This is a genomic window from Anaerosalibacter sp. Marseille-P3206, from assembly GCF_900155565.1.
GTDB lineage: Bacteria > Bacillota > Clostridia > Tissierellales > Sporanaerobacteraceae > FUHM01.
On sequence record NZ_FUHM01000002.1, the window covers coordinates 2,277,691 to 2,298,995 of the forward strand.

The 21,305-nt window shown below is 29.2% G+C and carries 18 protein-coding genes and 1 other RNA gene; 17 read left to right on the top strand and 2 right to left on the bottom strand.

Annotation, left to right across the window (positions count from 1 at the left end):
• Positions 1 to 76: 76 nt before the first annotated feature.
• On the top strand, positions 77 to 982 hold the full coding sequence (locus BQ9840_RS12235) for an RluA family pseudouridine synthase (RefSeq protein WP_077370036.1): 906 nt from the start codon (positions 77 to 79) through the stop codon (positions 980 to 982).
• Here BQ9840_RS12235 and BQ9840_RS12240 read toward each other — a convergent pair.
• Positions 979 to 1,584 (bottom strand): hypothetical protein, encoded by a 606-nt coding sequence (locus BQ9840_RS12240; RefSeq protein ID WP_077370037.1) that lies wholly within the window; start codon positions 1,582 to 1,584, stop codon positions 979 to 981. The genes BQ9840_RS12235 and BQ9840_RS12240 overlap by 4 nt on opposite strands.
• Before the next feature lie 130 nt (positions 1,585 to 1,714).
• Here BQ9840_RS12240 and BQ9840_RS12245 point away from each other — a divergent pair, with 130 nt between their 5' ends.
• The 4 genes from BQ9840_RS12245 to BQ9840_RS12260 all read left to right on the top strand — a co-directional run bounded on the left by BQ9840_RS12245 (position 1,715) and on the right by BQ9840_RS12260 (position 4,440).
• Positions 1,715 to 1,999, top strand: coding sequence for a hypothetical protein (locus tag BQ9840_RS12245; RefSeq protein ID WP_077370038.1), 285 nt, complete (start codon positions 1,715 to 1,717; stop codon positions 1,997 to 1,999).
• Positions 2,000 to 2,087: 88 nt separating this feature from the next.
• Complete coding sequence (locus tag BQ9840_RS12250) at positions 2,088 to 3,857, top strand: ATP-dependent metallopeptidase FtsH/Yme1/Tma family protein (RefSeq protein WP_077370039.1); 1,770 nt, start codon at positions 2,088 to 2,090, stop codon at positions 3,855 to 3,857.
• Positions 3,858 to 3,929: 72 nt separating this feature from the next.
• Positions 3,930 to 4,104: non-coding RNA, 6S RNA (ssrS, locus tag BQ9840_RS12255), on the top strand.
• Positions 4,105 to 4,197: 93 nt separating this feature from the next.
• A complete protein-coding gene (locus tag BQ9840_RS12260; protein WP_077370040.1) occupies positions 4,198 to 4,440 on the top strand; it encodes a hypothetical protein in 243 nt (80 codons plus the stop codon).
• On the opposite strand, the gene BQ9840_RS12265 is transcribed toward BQ9840_RS12260, so the two are convergent.
• Entirely contained in the window at positions 4,437 to 5,237 is an 801-nt protein-coding gene (locus tag BQ9840_RS12265) for a histidinol-phosphatase HisJ family protein (protein ID WP_077370041.1), read from the bottom strand. The genes BQ9840_RS12260 and BQ9840_RS12265 overlap by 4 nt on opposite strands.
• A gap of 155 nt (positions 5,238 to 5,392) precedes the next feature.
• Here BQ9840_RS12265 and BQ9840_RS12270 point away from each other — a divergent pair, with 155 nt between their 5' ends.
• From BQ9840_RS12270 to BQ9840_RS12325, 12 genes are all read left to right on the top strand, one after another.
• On the top strand, positions 5,393 to 5,584 hold the full coding sequence (locus BQ9840_RS12270) for a hypothetical protein (protein WP_077370042.1): 192 nt from the start codon (positions 5,393 to 5,395) through the stop codon (positions 5,582 to 5,584).
• Positions 5,585 to 5,671: 87 nt separating this feature from the next.
• Entirely contained in the window at positions 5,672 to 6,397 is a 726-nt protein-coding gene (locus BQ9840_RS12275) for a glycerophosphodiester phosphodiesterase (protein ID WP_077370043.1), read from the top strand.
• Between the two features lie 27 nt (positions 6,398 to 6,424).
• Positions 6,425 to 7,312, top strand: a complete 888-nt coding sequence (locus tag BQ9840_RS12280) for a diacylglycerol/lipid kinase family protein (RefSeq protein WP_077370044.1) — start codon at positions 6,425 to 6,427, stop codon at positions 7,310 to 7,312.
• A 128-nt stretch (positions 7,313 to 7,440) separates the two neighbouring features.
• Complete coding sequence (locus BQ9840_RS12285) at positions 7,441 to 7,881, top strand: MarR family winged helix-turn-helix transcriptional regulator (protein WP_234978658.1); 441 nt, start codon at positions 7,441 to 7,443, stop codon at positions 7,879 to 7,881.
• Between the two features lie 42 nt (positions 7,882 to 7,923).
• The gene (locus tag BQ9840_RS12290; protein ID WP_077370046.1) at positions 7,924 to 13,272 is read left to right on the top strand and encodes a diguanylate cyclase; all 5,349 of its coding nucleotides are present in this window, start codon (positions 7,924 to 7,926) and stop codon (positions 13,270 to 13,272) included.
• Between the two features lie 83 nt (positions 13,273 to 13,355).
• Positions 13,356 to 14,363, top strand: a complete 1,008-nt coding sequence (locus tag BQ9840_RS12295) for a LacI family DNA-binding transcriptional regulator (protein ID WP_077370047.1) — start codon at positions 13,356 to 13,358, stop codon at positions 14,361 to 14,363.
• On the top strand, positions 14,350 to 14,754 hold the full coding sequence (locus BQ9840_RS12300; RefSeq protein ID WP_077370048.1) for a hypothetical protein: 405 nt from the start codon (positions 14,350 to 14,352) through the stop codon (positions 14,752 to 14,754). Before BQ9840_RS12295 ends, BQ9840_RS12300 begins: the two co-directional genes overlap by 14 nt.
• A gap of 191 nt (positions 14,755 to 14,945) precedes the next feature.
• On the top strand, positions 14,946 to 16,472 hold the full coding sequence (gene hutH / locus BQ9840_RS12305) for a histidine ammonia-lyase (RefSeq protein ID WP_077370049.1): 1,527 nt from the start codon (positions 14,946 to 14,948) through the stop codon (positions 16,470 to 16,472).
• A 15-nt stretch (positions 16,473 to 16,487) separates the two neighbouring features.
• On the top strand, positions 16,488 to 18,524 hold the full coding sequence (locus BQ9840_RS12310) for a urocanate hydratase (protein WP_077370050.1): 2,037 nt from the start codon (positions 16,488 to 16,490) through the stop codon (positions 18,522 to 18,524).
• Between the two features lie 20 nt (positions 18,525 to 18,544).
• A complete protein-coding gene (gene ftcD / locus BQ9840_RS12315; RefSeq protein ID WP_077370051.1) occupies positions 18,545 to 19,441 on the top strand; it encodes a glutamate formimidoyltransferase in 897 nt (298 codons plus the stop codon).
• A gap of 9 nt (positions 19,442 to 19,450) precedes the next feature.
• The gene (gene hutI, locus BQ9840_RS12320) at positions 19,451 to 20,704 is read left to right on the top strand and encodes an imidazolonepropionase (protein ID WP_077370052.1); all 1,254 of its coding nucleotides are present in this window, start codon (positions 19,451 to 19,453) and stop codon (positions 20,702 to 20,704) included.
• Positions 20,705 to 20,833: 129 nt separating this feature from the next.
• A complete protein-coding gene (locus BQ9840_RS12325) occupies positions 20,834 to 21,298 on the top strand; it encodes a chemotaxis protein CheW (RefSeq protein WP_077370053.1) in 465 nt (154 codons plus the stop codon).
• Positions 21,299 to 21,305 lie beyond the last annotated feature (7 nt).

Below are 21,305 nucleotides of genomic sequence, written 5' to 3' on the forward strand. Positions count from 1 at the left end.
ATACTATGTATTTTGATATAATAATCATCGTTTGCTTATATTATACAATAAAAGACTAAATATTTGGAGGATTGAAATGAGTTTGTTAAAAGAAAACGAAAATGTAGTATTATTTAAAGTAAAAGACGAGATGACAGTAGAAGAAGTGCTTTTTAACTACAATATTTCTTCAAGGCTTTTTAGAAAGTTGAAAAGAGATAAGGCAATATTTCTAAATGGCAAACCTGTAAAAAATACTTCTATTGCAAGTGTTGGGGATATTATTTCTATAGTAATGGGAGATGAAATAGACGATACAATCCCAGAACCAATACCATTAGATATAGTATATGAAGACTATGATTTATTGATTTTCAATAAAAAACCAAATATGGTGGTTCATCCTACAAAAAGCCATCAAAGTGGAACTGTTTCTAATGGAATTAGTTATTATTATAAACAAAAAAATATAAAGAAGAAAATAAGATTTGTAAACAGATTAGATATGGATACTTCAGGAGTTTTAATAGTAGCTAAAAATTCATTTAGTCATCAACAATTGGCTATCCAATTTCAAGAAAACAGTGTAACTAAAAAATATATTGCAATAGTAGATGGTTTAGTTGAAAATGACAATGATATTATTGATTTACCCATAGGAAGGGAAGAAGATAAAAGTGTTAAAAAAGTAGTAACAGATGATGGCAAAAGGGCAATTACTGAGTACAATGTAAAAGAAAGATATAAAAATGCAACTTTACTTGAAGTTCAAATATACACTGGTAGGAGTCATCAAATAAGAGTTCATTTGAATCATATCGGTCATCCTATAATTGGAGACGTACTTTACAATAAACCAAGTGAATATATTGGAAGGCAAGCTCTTCATGCAAACTATATTAAATTTAAACATCCAAGAACTCAAGAAGATATGGAGTTTATAGCTCCACTACCTGAGGATATGACTAAACTTATTAGCATATTAAAAGACCCCAAGAATTAATCCTTCTTAGGGTCTTTCTTTTTTGAAGAATCTAATACTTTCATTATTTCTATCATTTTTAGCATTTCTTTCATTTTTTCTTTTTCCTTTTCGTTTTTTCCATCAAAAAGAGATTCTGCTAACTTAGTTAACTGATCTTTATCATTAATCTTTTGAGGATTTGATAATACTTGTGACATTAATCCCATCATTAACTTATACTTTTCATAGTTTAATATCAAATTCATTGGAGTACCCATTTCATTTAGTTTTTCTTCAGGTATTTCTTCCTTTAGAGTGGAAACTATGTAATTAAATCTTTGCTTATTGTTATCTAGTTCCATAGGGGTAATTGGTTCCTTGGATGTATTTCTTTGCAAGAACTCTGTTAGCTCATGGAATTTAACTATTTTTTCTGTAAGCAATATAGATTTGTTTAATATTGGAGCAAGCCATTCTGGAAAATAGGGTCCAATTTTTCTTAAATGTTCAATTTTTTCATAAGTTCCTTCAACATCTAAACTTTTATATTCATGTATGATTACATGTTGATTTTTATTAATATTATCTTTTTTACTCATTAAAAAATACAAAAAAATAAATAAAATAAAAATATTGTTCATTATCATACCTCCATAGTTAAAAATTAGTAATACTATTTTATGTTCTAAAAATTAAATTGTTCCACTTATAAGTAATATATTTATACATTTACTCATAGATTTAAAATAAAAAACAAATGGAGGTAATTAAGTGGAAAATAAGGATAAGTTAAATATTAGTATTGAAGATTTAAAAGATATAAATCCATCAGAAGAGCAACTAAAGCAGATACAGGATATGGCAGAAGCTTATTCAGATAAGTCTGAGGATGAAATAATATTTGAAATCATTAAGCTAAACAACAAAATGGAAAGTGAAATGAAACCTGATGAGTATCAAGATTTAATGGGAAAACTGGAACAGATAAGGCCTTTACTGGATGAAGAACAAGTAGAAAAACTTGATAAAATATTGGAAATACTTAAAGGTGAATAAATTATCTCCTAAATATAGGAAATAGACTTCGGATAAAAATGATGTTATAATTCAATATATACATTATGTAAACTAGGAGGAAAAACAAATGAAAAGGCCTAAGAAATTGAAAATACTATTATTGCTTGTAATTTCTTTCGCTATTCTTTCAAGTTTGTATCTATATATAAATAGTGAGAAGAAATATGATGATATTTCATATAGTGAATTTATGGAGTATGTAAAGGATGGAAAGATAGAAAGAGTAGATTTAAATGATGGTTCAAGAATTAGAGGAAAATTTGCTACAGGAGAATACTTTATAACAGATAATCCTAGGACTGAAAATTTTAAGGAAATACTTTTAATGAATAATGTAAAAGTTGTAGAGTCAAATGGTAGTTCTGTTATAGCTCAAGGACTTACATTTTTACTTTTCATAGTTGGTATAGGGGTTATAGGTTATTTTGTTAATAACAATATGACAAAACAGGCCCAAAAAGAAATGGCTCTAATGTCAAATGTTGAAAGTGGAAATGGAAGCGGTGATGTGTTTACTTTTGATAATGTTGCTGGAAATGAAGAGGCAAAGGAATCCTTGAAAGAGTTAGTAGATTTCATTGAAAATCCAGAAAAGTATAGTAAATATGGTGCAAGGATTCCTAGAGGAATTTTACTGTATGGGCCTCCTGGAACAGGTAAAACTCTCTTAGCAAAGGCATTAGCTGGGGAAGCTAAAGTTCCATTTTTCTCGGTTTCAGGTTCGGATTTTATTCAAGTATATGCTGGATTAGGGGCTAGTAGAATAAGAGCCCTTTTCAAAAAGGCAAAGGAATGTGGAAAAAGTGTAATATTTATTGATGAGATAGATGCTTTAGGCAAAAAGAGAAAAGGAAGTCTTTCTAATAGTGGTAATGATGAAGGAGATAGAACACTTAATGCATTACTTACTGAGATGTCTGGGTTTAGTGATAGAGAGGGTACTATAGTAGTTGCTGCAACTAATAGAGTTGATACACTAGATGAAGCACTATTAAGACCTGGTAGATTTGATAGACAAATAGAAGTAGGACTTCCTGATTTAAATGCTAGATTTAAGATATTAAAACTTCACAGCAAAAATAAGCCACTATCAGAAGATGTAAATTTAGAAAAACTAGCTCAAGAGACATCCTATTTCAGTGGTGCTATGTTAGAAAATCTAATGAATGAATCGGCAATGATAGCTGCTCGAAACAATGATATTAATATCAATATGGATCACATTGATAAAGCATTTTTTACTGTATTAGTTGGAGAAGAAAAGAAAGATAGAAGTAGCATATTAAATAAAGACAAAAAAATAACTGCATATCATGAAGCAGGTCATGCACTAGTAGCAAAAAAGGTTTCAAAAGAAAATAGGGTTACTAAGGTAAGCATAATCCCTAGTACTAAGGGGATGGGTGGATTTAGTATGAATATTCCACCTGATAAGATGTATCAAACTAAAAAGGATATAAGAAATAGTATAATGATTGCACTAGGAGGAAGAGCTGCAGAAGAGATAATATTTGGCATAGAAAATATTACAACGGGAGCTTCTAGTGACTTACAAAAAGCTACGGACATGGCAATTAAGATGATGGGCATTTATGGAATGGATGAAGAATTAGGTCTTGTAAATTATGAAGTGGTATTAGGTCAAAACATAGGTAGCAATAGCTTTGTCATAGAAAGACTAAAAAAACAAATTGATTCACTATATGAAGAAACAAAGGAAATACTAATTACAAATGAAAAATTCCTACATCAAATTGCTACAGCTTTATTAGACAAAGAAGTATTAGATGAATCGGAAATTAATGTATTGGCATCAAAAAAATGTTTAGCTGTTTAAAAAAATAGATACAATGAATACTTGAAGAAAAATGTATTTCGGGTTATAATAAATATACGAAACACAGAGTTTTATTTTCTGCGATGTTCGTTATCCTGTATAATTCAACCGACATAGTGCAGACGGGAGTCTGAGTTCAGTAATGTATGACATGCCTTTTACTAGGAAGTCAAAAATTATTGACAGGATACCCACCTTGTGAGAGGCGGGTCTGAATTAGCACGGAATACGGCATTGCGGGAATACAAAAGCCTCTTAGATTTAATCTAAGAGGCTTTTGCATATTTATTTTAAATAGTTAAATACTAATTATAGATAATATATTGAAAGAAGGTATTTTATGGAGCTTATTTGTCCATTATGTAATGGATTGTATGAAATCAAGGTCATTTGCCCGATTTGTCAAAACAATATGATAGATAAAGGGCCCATTGTAAATTACTTAGATAATTATAGTCCCTATCTACCAGATGAAATAATTTCTAAAGTAGATGGAGTTCCTAGTTATAAATGTATTCACCTTTTTAAATGTCTAAGGTGTAAACATGATAAAAGGGTAGAAGTAGATAGAGTATATTTTTAGCCTATTTGTATAGGGACTTTTTTTCTCTCTTTAAATATATAAATGTATTTAAAACCTAATTCCTTCAAAAGTTTTTCAGCTTGCTTATATTCATATCCAACAAATTGTGGTTCATGAGCATCTGAACCAATGGTTATAATTTCTCCTCCCATATCTTTATACAGTTTTAATAATTCTACCTTAGGATGGTAGTAATCAAGTCCATATCTAACACCTGAAGTATTAAGCTCAATTCCTTTACCAGATGAAATTAATTTTTTGAATATTTTTTCAACTGAGGCTATATAGTTTTTTACCTCTGGTACCATAGATGGATCTTCAAAGTATCTATCAATAACATCGATATGTCCAACAACATCAAAATCATCAAAATTATCAATACAACTTAATAGTTCTTCATAATACTCAAGGGTTACTTCTAAAGGATCTTTATCAACTAAATATCTATCACCATACATATCATTTCCTTTAATAGTATGAAGGGACATTAAAACGAAGTCAAATGGATTTTCACTTATGAATTTACTATACCTATCACTTAAATGAGGTTGAATCCCTATTTCTACTCCAGTTAATATTTCAATTTTTTTTAAGTACTTATACTTTACTCTTTTTGATTTTCTAAAATAGTCTTCAGTATGAAAAGCCATATCCAATTTTTTATCAGTAGTTTCAAATTCTATATGATCAGTGAAACAAATACTTCTAATGTTTTTTTCAAGAGCTTTGATAACCATATCTTCCATAGAATATTTGCAATCTAAAGAATAATCACTGTGAACGTGAAAATCGTACATTTGCAACACTCCTAATTTTATTATATTGATATTATTGTAAGATAAAACAGCTAAGAAGTAAAGATTTAAATCTTTAAATAAAGGTTACAATATAAATACATAAAAATATTTTTACTAGGAAGTATATTATTAAAGGATTCTTGGAGGTGAAAAACATGGAAATGAATACTAAAGAAGTAGTCAAGAAAAAAATATTAGATGCTCAAGAGATGGTAAGAGATTATGAAATGTATTCTAAACAAGTTGAGAATGAAGATGTAGCATTGACATTTAAAGGTTTTGCTGAAGAATGTGGATATCAAGCTAAAAGACTTCAAGAAATATTAAAAGAAATAGACCATAAATAGGGATATATATCCCTATTTTTTTTCCCTATTTATATGAAAAAGTGTATAATGATAATATGAGTTTAAATTATCTAGGAGGGGATAATAATGGTAAAACCATTAATTTATGCTCACAGAGGGGCTTCTCATTATGCACCAGAGAATACTATTGCATCTTTTAAGAAAGCTGTAGAAATGGGAGCAGATGGAATAGAAATTGATGTTCACAAGAGTAAAGATGGATATTTAATGGTATGCCATGATGAAAAAGTTGATAGAACTACTAATGGAAGTGGATATATAAAGGATAAGGATATGAAAGAGTTAAAGTCTTTAGACGCTGGTAGCTGGTTTAGCAAATATTTTGAAGGTGAAAGAATTCCATTACTAGAAGAAGTGTTAGATTTAGTAAAAATGGAGAATCTATTATTAAATATCGAGTTGAAAAATGGACCAATATTTTATGAAAATCTCGAAATGGATGTTGTAAATGCAATTAAATCCTTTGGATTAGAAGACAATGTAATTATATCATCATTTAATCATTATAGTCTTTTGGGAATAAAAAAGATTGAACCTAGGATTAAAACAGGAATTCTCTATATTGCAGGAATGGTGTCACCTTGGAAATATGCAAAAACTATTGGCGCTGATGCTATTCACCCATTATATGTGACTATTAACAAGGAAGTAACTAAAGAATGTATTAGAAACGATATAATGGTCAATCCATTTACAGTAGATAGGGAAAATGATATGATACTAATGAGAAATATTGGTGTTACAGGAATTATAACTAATTGCCCTGATATAGGTAGAAAAGTAGTTGATTAATTAATAGATTAAGGAAGGCTGATACGTGTGAAGAAAGTAAAAATAATATGCAATCCATCTTCAGGTAGACAATTGATACAAAGAAGAGTTGATGCTATTTGTAAAATACTAGTTGATGAAGGATATACAATAAGTAAGTTTATTACTAAAAAAAAGAACGATGCTATGTTTGAAACAATTAAATGTTGTAAGGAAGACTGGGATATAATAATTGCCTGTGGTGGAGATGGTACAGTAAATGAGGTTGCAAAGGGTATTGTACTTGGTGGAAGGAAAATACCTGTAGCAATATTAGCAGCAGGTACTGTCAATGACTTTGCAAATTATTTAGATTTACCTAAAAGTAGTAAGGAATTTTATGAACTTATAGAAAACGGGAATACACTAGATGTTGATTTAGGAAAGGTAAGAGATGAATACTTTGTAAATGTTGCAGCAAGTGGATTACTTACAAATGTAGGATATCAAGTGCAACCTGAAATAAAAGCTGTATTGGGAAGGATGGCATATTATTTAGAAGGATTGAAAGAGATTCCAAAACAAAAGTTTAGACCTATAAAAGTAAAATTTGAAAGTGAAGAATATACTAAAGAAGAAGATATTTTGTTGTTTTTATTATCTAATAGTTCTTCCATTGGTGGTTTTAAGTACTTAGCTCCAAAAGCTTATATAAGTGATGGGTATCTAGACAGTATTATAATTAAAAAATCCGATGTACAGGATTTGGTATCCATATTTATAAGCATTTTTAGCGGAGAACATATTAATCATCCAAATGTTGAGTATTTTAAAACTCAAAAAATCACAGTATATACAGAAGAAGATGCGCCTATTGACATTGATGGGGAATATGGTGGAAAATTGCCGGCAACATTTGAAGTTGTTCCTAACAGCTTTAGGATATTTGTTAAATAAAAGCAGATTATTTAATCTGCTTTTTTTAATATATATTTTGATATTATATTTTGGTATAATTTCAACTATTGATTTATAATATATTGTATAATATGATGAATACAAGATTATTTATGGAGGAGATATCTTTGAACGAAAAGGTTTGTGACAATGTTGTTGAAATAGAAAAGTACGTGAGAAAAGTTGACTATATAATTAGAAAAAAAGGAAGAGAGATATTAAATGATTTTAATATTACAGGTCCTCAATTTACTGCATTGCAGATTCTTATAGGCGAAGGAGATTTAACTATAGGAGAATTAAGTCAAAAAATGGCTCTTGCTTGTAGTACCATTACAGACTTAATTGATAGAATGGAGAAGAGCGGATTAGTAATTAGAAAAAAAGACGAAAAAGACAAAAGAGTTGTTAGGGTTGAAGTTCAATCTATTGGATATGAATTAGTTCAAAAAGTATTGGATAAAAGAAGAATTTATCTTGATGAGAAATTGAATGGATTTGAAGAAAAAGATAAGGAATTTCTAAAAGAAGCATTAAAATCATTGTATTATGCAATGAAAGATGATTAAAGATATGTAAATTATATTGTTTTTAAAGAGGGGAAGGATGTCATGAAAATTATTGACAATAGGTATAAGATTGATAAGATTATTTCTGAGGATCCTAATGGAATTGTGTATATAGCCACTGATTTATGGAATAAAGATAAAAAATTATTTTTAAAAACTTTTAATCACAATAAACATATATCTCAGATCGATTATTTTATATCCGAATTTGTTACCATCTCAAACATAAAACATGAATACTTGTTAGCCAGTGAAGAATTCAATATTATTAAATCAATAGATCAAGAGATAACTCATATAAATCAATATTACTATGTTACAGAGTATGTGGACAAACCTAAATTAAAAGATATTTATGAATATCTTAATCTTACCCAAAGAGTAACTATAGTACAACAGCTTTGTACTGTATTAGATTTTTTACATTATAGAGGATTTGTCTACAAGCATTTGACTCCAAAAGATATTTATATTTTTGATAACAATATTATAAAAATAAAAGATCTGGCAACAGTAAATGATAAATTTATGTGTAGTGATTATGATTTAATAGACAGACATTTTATAGCCCCTGAAGTGATTTTAAATAAAAACAATATTGATTTTCGTGCAGATTTTTATTCCCTTGGAATTACTATGAAATATCTTTTTTTAGAGGATGAAAAACTTTTATCTTCTTTAAACAATACTCAAATTAATTTTTTAGAGGACACAGTAAAAGCTCTTACAATGAAGAATGCTTCAAATAGAGATGGAGAATTAAGTTCTATAATTTCAGACATTAATAAATATTTCTCACTAGACTATACAGTGGATTATAAAAAGGAAAGAGAGTATCTAAATTTTAATACAAAAATAGTAGGAAGAGAAAAAGAAATAGATAAATTAATACATATTGATAATAGTATTAGTAAAAAAAGCCAAACTATCACTTCATTGCTAGTAGAAGGGGAAGTTGGAGTAGGAAAGACTAGGTTTTTAAATGAAATAGCTAGAATAATAGAATATAGAGGAAGAGAAGTATATCAAATTGAATTAAACTCCAAAAGAAATGCCAGTTTTAAATCAATAACTGATATATTAAAAAAAATAATAAAAAAAGCTCCAAAATTTTTGGTGCAAAAATATGGTAGTGAACTTGTAAAGATAATACCAGAACTAAATCATGTAGAAGGTATAAAACCATCTGCTAATTTAGTCAAGGAAAAAGAAATGCTTCGAATGTATGATAGGATTTCTAATTTTATAATAGATTTATCTAAGTTAAAACCAATATATATACTTATTGATAATTTTAATTATGCAGATGATGATACTTTAAAACTTATTAATTATTTGTTGCAAAACAATAAAAACGCTCGTTTGTTATTAATATTGTCATATAACAAAGATTTCTTAGAAGAAGAGTTAAGTAAATATTTAATTGATGATTGGTTATCAAAGGATTATGTAGAACAAATAAAATTATCTAAACTTAATCTTGAAGAAATTGGAGAGATGGTCAAGAATATATTAGGTATGAATTTTAGACCTTTAAAATTTTCTACGGTTCTCTTGAAGGAAGCTTTAGGAAATCCACGATATATTGAATTATTATTACAGGAATTATATACAATAGGTGAATTAAGTATAAAAGATAAGATATGGCATTTAATGACAATGAGTTATAAGGATATTTTCATGCCATCTAATTTAGATGATACCTTAAGAAATCAGTTAAAGCGTCTGGAAGACGAACTTTTACAGTTAATAAAGATAATATCTATTTTTAATAGCCCTGTATCTAAAAGTATATTGCTAAAAATGATTGATATTGATATGGATAGATTAAATGAAATAATTGAAAAATTAATATCAATGAGGCTTTTAGATGAAAGAGTAGGAGATTGGGGATATAGCTATACTATTTATAATATGCAACTTAAGAAGTTAGTTTATTATGAGTTAAAAGATGAAGAAAAAGAAAAACTTCATAGCCAAGCTGCAATAGTACTAGAGGAATTATACAATGTTTTAAATGGAGGAAATATAGAGGAGCTTATTTATCAGTTATCCTTATCAAATCAGAAGAACAAAGTGGTAGATTATCTTATAAGACAAGCAAAAAAAATGGGACCAGCACTAAGTGCCCAGTCAATTTATATGTGGGAAAAAGCATATAGTTTAATGGATGATGCTAATAGTGAATTGAAGATAGAAGTGCTATTAAATATTGGAAAGGCAAATCAAACTATAGGGAATAATGATAAAGCTCTTGAAATATATGATAAAGTATTAAAAAAGTCTCTAAAATATGGATATAAAAAATATGCTGTTAAATCTAAAAATTATAGTGGTGAGATATTTTTAAGGCGAAATGATATAGATAAGGCTGAAAAAGTAGCTTTAGATGCTATGGCTTTAGCAGAAGAGATAAATTTTATAGATGGCATTTTAAAAGCGAAGACCCTCTTAATAAAAGCGTATTCTACAAAAGACGAAATAATAAAAGCTTTATATGAGTCAAATAAAGCCCTCGAATTAATAAAAGCACATGATAAGGTTGAATTTTTAGGAACTATATACAATCAAATGGGAATATTGTTTTATTTTAAGGGGGATATGGAATCAGCTAAGGATTTTTATGAAAAGAGTATAGAAAGCTATCAAAAGGTAGGTAACGATATAGAATCTTCTAAGCCATTAAACAATCTAGGTAATATTTATAATGAATACTATGGTGATAAGGTTAAATCTATGGAGTATTATGATATAGGACTTCAAATATGTAATAAATACAATAACTTAGATATGGAATTAGTTTTTTTAAATAATATAGGAGAAACATATATAGAAAATCATGATTATGAAAAAGCAAAAGATTATATTGAAAAGGCTAGAAATATTGCACTAGAAATTGAAGATAAAAGAATGTTGTTTTTAGCAAATATCAATTTAGGACAAATTTATTTAAAAATTGGAGAGTTTGACCATGCGTTTAATTGTTATAATTTAACTAAAGAAGAATATGAGAAAGGTTTTTCCCTTTCCAAAGAATTGATTTGTCAATACTATGATTTTTTAGGTAATTTTTATTTCAAATTTGGAAAATGGGAAGAAGCTATAAAATACTATACTTTAGAAAGAGATATAACTAAGAATTTTCAAGCTAGCAGTTATTTAATTTCTAAAAGCAGGATAATAGTAAGTAAGTATTTAAATGAAAATCATTTGGACAAAGAGGCTATGGAAGCCATCAGAAATCATTATAGGAAAAGTAACCTTACAAATGATAGAGAAAAAGTATTAACTGAATTTGCTTTTATAGCATTTTTAAATGGTGAATATGAATATGTTCAGGATTTTTTAAAAGAAATTGAAGAATTATCAGATTTATCTTATTCAAAGTTTTTAGATTTTCTACAAAAGCTTCTTAAGTTTAGCTTAAAAAATGATAGTTCAAGTTTGAATTTGCTGCTTGATTTAGAAGAAAAATCAAAAACTGTCAATCTATATGAAATTAATTTATATATAAACATTGTAATTGGTAATGAGTTTTATTCAAGAAAAGATTATTATCAAGCAATAAACTATTATTTGGAGTCATTAGACATGATGTATAGACTAATAAAAAAAATACCTTTAGAAGAATTGCAAATCTCTTATGTTAAAAGCCATCAAGGTGATAGAATAAAGATTCAGATAAATAAGATATTGAAAAATCTCTTTAATTTAGATGTCAATTGCGTTTTTATAGAAGATGTTATAGATGGTAAAAGTGATTTAGAAAATTATTTTGATTTTAAAAATTTATTAGATTTGATAGGGAATGAAAATTTTATAAGAATTATAAGAAATAGTAAGACAAATAATTATGCAGAAAATATCAATAATATGACAGATCTTATATCTAAATTTAGTGATGATTATGAGTACAATTTAGATTTAATATTAAAATATATTGCTAAAGAAACCATGGCTCAAAAGGGGATTATTTGCTATTTTGATGAAGAGAATGATAAATTACAACCGATAGCTCGATTAAATGTTGAAGATTGCTCTTTTATTAAAGAGAGTATTATAAATATAGTAAACAAAAGAGAAGATGGTGTTATTATAAAAAATTCTTTTGTAAATCATAAGAATGGTGTTTTTGAGGAATTGTTACCAATTGATACAAAAGCATTGATATGTATGCCTATTATGAGACCTGATAGTGTTAATAAAACAAAACTCATGGAAAGAAGAAAAAATGCTTATATAAGAGAAAACAAAATAATAGGATATATATATTTAGAGACAGATAGAATATTTAATAGAATTGATTATGAGAGATTTAAGATCATTAAAACAATATCATACTTAGCATTTCTAAATATAGATAATTATAGACTCAAATCAGTATCATCTATAGATAAAATGACAGGTACTTATACTAGGAAATACTTTGATATAATTTTTAATATTTTGTTAGAAGATTTAAAAAAGAAAAACGGGACATTTTCGTTACTCATGATAGATATTGATAAATTTAAAGATGTAAATGATACTTATGGCCATAGAAAAGGAGACGAAGTATTATCTTTAATTGGGCAAACTTTAATAGAAAATACTAGATGCACTGATGTTGTTGCTAGATATGGGGGAGAAGAGTTTATTATTGTTTTACTAAACACCAAAGAAAAGGAAGCTATAGAGATTGCTGAAAAAATTAGATGTTTTATACAGAAGTTAGATTTCCCGGGTATAGATAATCCTTTGACAATTAGTATAGGAATTTCTATTTATCCGAAGCATGGGGAATTTAGTAGTGAGTTAATAGAGAAAGCAGACCAAGCACTTTATTGTGCTAAAGAAAGGGGAAGAAATGAGGTTATATTATGGGAATCAAATATAGCCAACAATATAAAAAGGGGAGATAGGCTAGCTGGAATTATATCAGGAAATACTGTACAAGATCAGAGAAATGTACTAGCTATAATGGATATTATAGATTTATATAATAAAGACCTAAATAAAAACGAAAAAATTTATGAGTTTCTAGGGAGAATAATAGAAATAGTCGATGCTGAATATGGTATGCTTATATTAATAGATGAGGAAAATGAATATTATTCTAGACAAAGATTTATATCTGGCTGGATTGAAAATGTGAAATATAATCAAAAAATAATAAATAGAGCTATTAAAAATAAAAAAGGAGAGTTTTTGATTGATTGGGATAATATTAATGATATAGACATACTCTCTGGAACCCCAAACTGGCAATCAATAATAGTTATACCATTAGTTAAATCTGATATTGTAAAAGGTGTTGTATATTTATCTGTTCCAATAAAGGAAAAAGAGTTTGATTACAACTGTTACAATTTAGTTAATACTATATGTGGTGTATTTTTGCCTGTTATATAATTTCTACCTTTTTGTTGCTTGAAAAAATGAAAATGTGATATAATGTATAGTACATGTAGAAGCTCTATATGAGGAGGATAAATATGTCAGCAACGATAAAAGATGTTGCAAAATTAGCAGGTGTATCTATTTCTACTGTTTCTAGAGTAATTAACAATTCAAAACCTGTGAGCAATGAGGTTAAGAAAAAGGTTTTAGATGCTGTAAATGAATTAGGATATAAACCAAATGAAGTTGCAAGAACCTTAGTAACGAAAAGGTCTTATTTAATAGGAGTAGTTGTGACTGACATTGGAAATTCTTATATAGCAGAAATGGTTAGAGGAATAGAAGAAGTAGGAAAGATGTATAATTATGATATCTTGCTTTGCAGTAGTTATGGAGATTTAGAAGCCGAACTAAAATTTATGCAACTATTAAAAAGAAAACAAGTTGAAGGAATAATATTGTTATCTGAAATAGTAAATGAAGAAGTAATAGATAAATTAGATGAATTAAAAATACCTTTTGTATATTTAAATAGATATTTTTATATAGAGGATTTTCCAACAGTAACAATTGATGATTATCAAGCAAGTTATGAAATGACAAATTACTTAATCAACCTTGGACATAGAAAAATAGCTTATGTAACAGTAAATGAAGATGAATATTCACTGGAAAATTTTAAAATTGCAGGATATAGAAAAGCGATAGAAGAGGTTGATGGATGTGAGGAAATACTTTATAGTGCAAAGGGTTATAGTATTGATGATGGTTATGAAATGGGAAGGGATTTCCTTAAATTAAGGGATAAACTTGGAATTACAGCTGTGTTTTGTAGTCATGATGAACATGCTATTGGCCTTATGAATTATTTTTATGATAATAACATAAGGGTTCCTGAGGACATTTCTGTAGCTGGTTATGGAGATATCAAGATTGCTTCAATCTATAGACCTAGATTGACAACTGTTAAGGAACCACATTATGATATTGGGGCAGTAGCTATAAGAAAGATAATCAAGGAATTGAAAGATAAAGATCAAAAAGAAACTATAATAAAGCTACCATTTCAAATAGTAAAGAGGGAAAGTTGTGAAAAAATTTAAATTTAAAGACTTAAAACCAGTATTTATATTATTTGTTATTAGTGTTATAGTAACAGTAATACTATCGTTGACCAATAGAATAGAAGGTAAGTTTATTCAAACATTGAGTAATAATTTTTTTGTTGTAGGAACTGTCTATATGACTGTGGGTATAATGTTTGAAATAATAGGTTGGTCAACTCGTAAAAAATATTTGAGAAAGCCAATGAGTAAAGATGAATTAGAAGAAATAAAACATAGTCATAAAGATGCTGGGATTGTCAAAAGTATGAATAAGGAAAAAGAAGCCGAAAAAAGAAAAGAAATATATGGCATGTTATGGAAGGCATTTGTTATAGTAGGTTTTGTAGATTTTGGCTTATCGTTGATTATGCTTTTATTTATAAAATAAAATTATTTTGATAAAGAGTGGGTGAGTTATGAAAAAGAGATTGTACACTCCATTAAAATCAAATAAATTAAAAAAAACGACCACAGGTAATTCTGTGGTCTTTTTATACACTTTAATGTAATAGTGTAACATACAGATAAAACTATATAGTTTTATTTGCAATCAATAGAAAATTAAGGAGGAGATAAAAAATGAATAAAGTTATAATTGATGGGAACAGCCTTAATATTGAAGATTTCATCAATGTAGTAAGAAAAGGTTATGTTGTAGAAATGTCAAAAGAAGCAATCGAAAAAGTAGAAAAGTCAAGAGATGTAGTTGATAAATATGTTGATGAAGGAAGAGTTGTATATGGCATCACAACTGGCTTTGGAAAGTTTAGTGATGTAGTTATTAGTAAAGATGAAACAAAAGATTTACAAAGGAATTTAATAATCAGCCACTCATGTGGAGTTGGAGAACCACTTGATGAAGAAGTAGTAAGAGGTATAATGTTATTAAGGGCAAATGCACTATCTAAAGGTTTTTCAGGAATTAGACTTTCTACATTAAACACTCTTATAGAAATGTTAAATAAGGGCGTTCATCCAGTAATACCTGAAAAGGGTTCACTGGGAGCTAGTGGAGATTTAGCACCTTTAGCACATATGGTTTTAGTATTATTAGGTGAAGGAGAAGCATATTACAAAGGTGAAAGAATGTCAGGTAAGAAGGCTATGGAGTTAGCTAATATACCTACTGTAGAACTTACTTCAAAAGAAGGTTTAGCTCTTATAAATGGAACACAAGTTATGACTTCTGTTGGAGCATTAGCTCTTTATGATGGTATGAACTTAGCAAAGATAGCGGATATTGCAGCAGCACTAACAGCAGAATCACAAAATGGTATAGTAACAGCTTATGATGAAAAAGTTCATATGGTAAGACCACATAGTGGACAAATCAATACAGCTAAGAATTTATTAAAATTACTTGAAAATAGTAATATGACTACAGTTCAAGGGGAATTAAGAGTTCAAGATGCATATTCCTTAAGATGTCTACCACAAATTCATGGAGCAAGTAAAGATGCAATAAACTATGTAGGTGAAAAAGTTAATATTGAAATTAACTCTGCTACTGACAATCCATTGATATTTGGTGAAGAGGATCAAGTAATATCTGGTGGAAATTTCCACGGGCAACCAATGGCTTTAAGCTTTGACTTTTTAGGAATAGCTTTAGCAGAACTTGCAAATGTTTCTGAAAGAAGAATTGAAAGAATGGTAAATCCAGCATTAAGTGGACTTCCAGCATTTTTAGTTGAAAAAGGTGGAATAAACTCAGGTTTCATGATAGTTCAATACGCAGCCGCTGCACTAGTTTCAGAAAACAAAGTATTAGCTCATCCTGCTAGCGTAGACTCTATACCATCATCAGCTAATCAGGAAGATCATGTTTCAATGGGTACTATAGCTGCTAGAAAAGCAAGAACTATTTTGGACAATGCTAGAAACGTTATTGCAATGGAATTACTTGCTGCAGCTCAAGCTATTGATTTAAGAGGTAACAAGGGATTAGGTAAAGGAACTAAAATAGCTTATGATTTAATAAGAAAACAAACAGCAAAGATAGAAGATGATATAATAATGTATAAGGAAATTAATAAATGTGAAGAGCTTATTAAATCTAATGTTATTTTAGAGGAAATAGAAAATAGTATTGGTAAACTTTATTAAAAGGGAGGAGATTTCATGGTAAATAACTTTGATATTTCAAAAGCTATGACAATTAAGCTAGACAATGAATTGCCTGAAATGCCTGAATTTGTTGAAGGTATAAGGAGGGCACCAAAAAGAGAATTTACACTTACAAAGAAAGAGACAGAAATAGCTTTAAAAAATGCACTTAGATACGTACCAGAAGAATTACATGAAACATTGGCAAAAGAATTTTTAGAAGAACTTTATACTCGTGGAAGAATTTATGGATATCGTTTTAGACCAGAAGGAAATATTAAAGGAAAATCAATCGATGAATACAAAGGAAATTGTATTGAAGGTAAAGCTTTTCAAGTAATGATTGACAACAATTTGGACTTTGATGTAGCATTATATCCTTATGAACTTGTAACATATGGGGAAACAGGTCAAGTATGTCAAAACTGGATGCAATATAGATTATTAAAGAAATATCTTGAAGAACTTACTGATGAACAAACTCTTGTGGTTGCATCTGGTCATCCACTAGGATTGTTTAAATCCTTTAAGCACAGCCCTAGAGTTATAATTACAAATGCATTGATGATTGGTATGTTTGATGACCAAGAACATTGGATTAAAGCTCAAGCTATGGGAGTTGCAAACTATGGACAAATGACAGCTGGTGGTTGGATGTATATTGGACCACAAGGTATTGTTCATGGAACTTACAATACCATTTTAAATGCTGGTAGATTGAAACTGGGTATACCTGAAGATGGAGATTTAAGTGGACATATTTTTGTAAGCTCAGGACTAGGTGGAATGAGTGGGGCTCAAGGTAAGGCAATTGAAATTGCAAATGGAGTAGGCATAATAGCAGAAGTTGACTATTCTAGAATTGAAACAAGATTAAATCAAGGTTGGATAGATAAGTCATCTGATAATTTAGAAGAAATATTTAAAATAGCTAAGGATTATATGGAAAGAAAAGAAACTATAGCTTTGGCATATCATGGAAATATCGTTGATTTACTTGAGTATGCAGTTGATAATAATATAAATATAGAATTACTTTCAGATCAAACTTCTTGTCATGCACCATATGATGGTGGATATTGTCCACAAGGTTTGACTTTTGAAGAAAGAACAGAATTATTAAATAGTGATAAAGAAAAATTTGTGGAATTAGTAGACAAATCATTAAGACATCAATACCAATTAATAAAGACTTTAGTAGATAGAGGAACATATTTCTTTGACTATGGTAATAGTTTTATGAAGGCAGTATATGATGCTGGAGTTAAAGAAATAGCTAAAAATGGAATAGATGAAAGTGAAGGATTCATATTCCCATCTTATGTAGAAGATATAATGGGACCTATGTTATTTGACTATGGTTATGGACCATTTAGATGGGTATGTTTAAGTGGAAAACATGAAGATCTTGTAAAGACAGATAAGGCAGCAATGGACTGTATTGATCCAAATAGAAGAGGTCAAGATAGAGACAACTATATTTGGATAAGAGATGCAGAAGAAAACAAATTAGTTGTTGGAACTCAAGCTAGAATTCTTTATCAAGATGCACTAGGAAGAAGAGATATTGCTCTAAAATTCAATGAAATGGTTAGAAATGGTGAAATAGGTCCTGTAATGATGGGTAGAGATCACCATGATACTGGTGGAACAGATTCACCATTCAGAGAAACAGCCAATATTAAAGATGGAAGTAATATGATGGCAGATATGGCTACTCATTGCTATGCAGGTAATGCTGCAAGAGGTATGAGCTTGATAGCATTACACAATGGTGGTGGTGTAGGTATAGGAAAGTCTATCAACGGAGGATTTGGGCTTGTACTTGATGGTAGTGAAAGAGTTGATGAAATAATTAAATCTGCAATTCCTTGGGACGTTATGGGAGGAGTAGCAAGAAGATCTTGGGCTAGAAATGAAAACTCCGTGAAGACTTGTATGGAATTTAATGAAAATCATAAAGATACTGATCATATTACAATACCTTATATAGCTAATGATGAATTAGTAAAAGATCTTATAGACAAAACTTATGAAAAATATAGCAAATAATAACTAAGGGGGAAATTTAAATGGCTAGATTACTTCAATGTGTACCAAACTTTAGTAATGGTAGAGATAAAGAACTTATTGAAAAGATTGTTGATGAAGTGAGAAAAGTGGAAAATGTAAAATTGCTGGATTATTCATCTGATAAGGATCACAATAGAACAGTTGTAACTTTTATAGGTGAACCTGAAAATGTTCTTGAAGCTGCATTTAATGCATGTAAAAAAGCTTCAGAATTAATTGACATGACTAAACATACTGGAGAACATCCAAGAATGGGTGCTACAGATGTAATACCTCTAATTCCTATATCTGATGTAACTGAAGAAGAAGCAATAGAAATGTCTAAAAAATTAGGAGAAAGAATAGGAAAAGAACTTAATATCCCAATATTTCTATATGAAAAGTCAGCTTCAGCTACTCATAGGGAAAATTTAGCAGATGTAAGAAGAGGACAATATGAAGGCATGGCTGAAAAATTAAAAGAAGATAAGTGGAAACCAGATTTTGGTCCTAATGAATTAAATATAAAATCTGGGGTTACAGCTGTTGGAGTAAGAATGCCTTTAGTAGCTTTTAATGTAAACTTAGATACAAATGATATCTCTGTTGCTAAGAAGATTGCAAAGGCAATAAGAGGAAGTAGTGGAGGCTACAGACATTGTAAAGCATTAGGTATAGAAATAACTGAAAGAAATATTGTACAAGTTACAATGAATATGGTCGACTATACTAGAACTCCTCTTTATAGAGTATTTGATACAATAGAAAGAGAAGCAAATAGATATGGGGTTAATGTAATAGGAAGTGAGATAATAGGTCTAGTTCCTATGGCAGCTTTAATTGATTGTGCTGATTATTATTTGAAGATAGAAGATTTCAGTCATAGTCAAATACTAGAAAAAAGAATATACGAATAAGGTGGTAAAATGAAAGCTGATATTATTATTAAAAACATTTCCAATTTAATAACTATGCAAGGTGAGAATAGACCAAGAACCAAAGATGAAATGAGAGATATAGGATTAATTGAAAATGGTATTGTAGCAATTAATGATGATAAGATCATTTATGTAGGGGAAGGAGAATGTCCATCAACTATAGAAATAGATAAAGATACTATAGTTATAGATGGAAGAGGTAAAACTGTTACTCCTGGACTTGTTGATTCTCATACTCATTTAGTTCATGGCGGTTCAAGGGAAAATGAATTGGCAATGAAATTAAAGGGTATGGAATATCTAGATATATTGAAGATGGGTGGAGGAATACACAGTACAGTAAGCGCAACTAAGAAAGCTACCTTTGATGAACTCTATGAAAAGGCTAAAAAGAGTTTAGATGTAATGCTTGATTTTGGTATCACTACAGTAGAGGCAAAGAGTGGATATGGAATTGATGATTTTCAAACAGAATTAAAACAGTTAGAAGTAGCTAAAAAGCTAAATGAAGACCATCCAGTAGATATTGTTTCTACATTTTTAGGAGCACATGCTATTCCAGAAGAATATAAAGAAAATCCAGATAAATTTGTAGAAATTTTGATAGAAGAAATGATACCAGAGGTAAGTAAAAAAGGTTTAGCTAAATATTGTGATGTATTCTGTGAAGAAGCAGTATTTTCAATAGAGCAATCAAGAAAGATATTAAATGCAGGTAAAAAACATGGATTATTGCCCAAAATACATGCAGATGAAATAAAACCTTTAGGTGGTGCAGAACTTGCAGCAGAAGTTGGTTGTGTAACTGCGGATCATTTAGTAGCTGCTAGTGATGAAGGGATAAAGATGATGGCTGAAAAAAAAGTAATAGCTAACTTATTACCTGCTACATCTTTTAATCTTCAAACAGGCAAATTTGCAAAAGCTAGAAAGATGATTGATTCAGGTGTTCCAGTATCTCTTTCAACAGATTATAATCCTGGAAGTTGCCCAACTGAAAATTTACAGTTGGCAATGAGCTTTGCATCCCTTATAATGAAATTGACACCAGAAGAAGTTATCACTGCTGTAACCATTAATGGTGCTTGTGCCCTAGGCATGGAAAATGAAGTGGGTAGTATTGAGGAAGGAAAGAAAGCTGATATAACCATATTTGATGCACCAAATTTAAATTACATTATATATCATTTTGGAATAAACCATGCGGAAAGAGTGATAAAGAAGGGTATATTAGTTAAATAAAAAAAACAGCACAGTATTGTGCTGTTTTTTTCAAAGAAGTTTAGCAAAAGCTTAAAAAAAAAGAAGGATTTACGATAAATATGTAGAAATAATATTTAGAAAACATTAAAAATATTGGGGGTGAAGAATGTGGCAGAAAAACAATATGTTGTATTTAAGTTAGGGAAAGAAGAATATGGTATAGATATTATGAATGTTAGAGAGATAGGCCCTTATCAGGAATCAGTTAAAGTTCCCAATACACCAGAGTTTATAGAAGGGATTATTAATTTTAGAGACAAAGTGATACCAATAATTAATTTAAAAAGAAGATTTAAATTACAAGACACTGGCATCACTAATGATACTAGGATTATCATAATTAACTTAAATGAAAAACAAATAGGGTTTGTTGTAGATGAAGCTTCTCAGACTATTAGACTTGATGATAATGATATAGATCCTACTCCAGATATTATTTCAACTGTAGATAAAAGATATATTACTGGTGTTGGGAAAATGGGTGATAATAGGTTGTTAATTCTTATAGATTTAGAAAGAGTATTAAGTGATGAAGAAAAAGATGAAATTCAAAATATGGAAATAAAGCAATAAGAGGTGC

Bases quoted from the DNA above. Each gene is read 5' to 3' on its own strand.
- BQ9840_RS12275 (WP_077370043.1), top strand. From the start codon at position 5,672: ATGGTAAAACCATTAATTTATGCTCACAGAGGGGCTTCTCATTATGCA.
- hutH (WP_077370049.1), top strand. From the start codon at position 14,946: ATGAATAAAGTTATAATTGATGGGAACAGCCTTAATATTGAAGATTTC.
- hutI (WP_077370052.1), top strand. From the start codon at position 19,451: ATGAAAGCTGATATTATTATTAAAAACATTTCCAATTTAATAACTATG.
- BQ9840_RS12310 (WP_077370050.1), top strand. From the start codon at position 16,488: ATGGTAAATAACTTTGATATTTCAAAAGCTATGACAATTAAGCTAGAC.
- ftcD (WP_077370051.1), top strand. From the start codon at position 18,545: ATGGCTAGATTACTTCAATGTGTACCAAACTTTAGTAATGGTAGAGAT.
- BQ9840_RS12295 (WP_077370047.1), top strand. From the start codon at position 13,356: ATGTCAGCAACGATAAAAGATGTTGCAAAATTAGCAGGTGTATCTATT.
- BQ9840_RS12235 (WP_077370036.1), top strand. From the start codon at position 77: ATGAGTTTGTTAAAAGAAAACGAAAATGTAGTATTATTTAAAGTAAAA.
- BQ9840_RS12290 (WP_077370046.1), top strand. From the start codon at position 7,924: ATGAAAATTATTGACAATAGGTATAAGATTGATAAGATTATTTCTGAG.
- BQ9840_RS12265 (WP_077370041.1), bottom strand. From the start codon at position 5,237: ATGTACGATTTTCACGTTCACAGTGATTATTCTTTAGATTGCAAATAT.
- BQ9840_RS12270 (WP_077370042.1), top strand. From the start codon at position 5,393: ATGGAAATGAATACTAAAGAAGTAGTCAAGAAAAAAATATTAGATGCT.
- BQ9840_RS12260 (WP_077370040.1), top strand. From the start codon at position 4,198: ATGGAGCTTATTTGTCCATTATGTAATGGATTGTATGAAATCAAGGTC.
- BQ9840_RS12250 (WP_077370039.1), top strand. From the start codon at position 2,088: ATGAAAAGGCCTAAGAAATTGAAAATACTATTATTGCTTGTAATTTCT.
- BQ9840_RS12240 (WP_077370037.1), bottom strand. From the start codon at position 1,584: ATGAACAATATTTTTATTTTATTTATTTTTTTGTATTTTTTAATGAGT.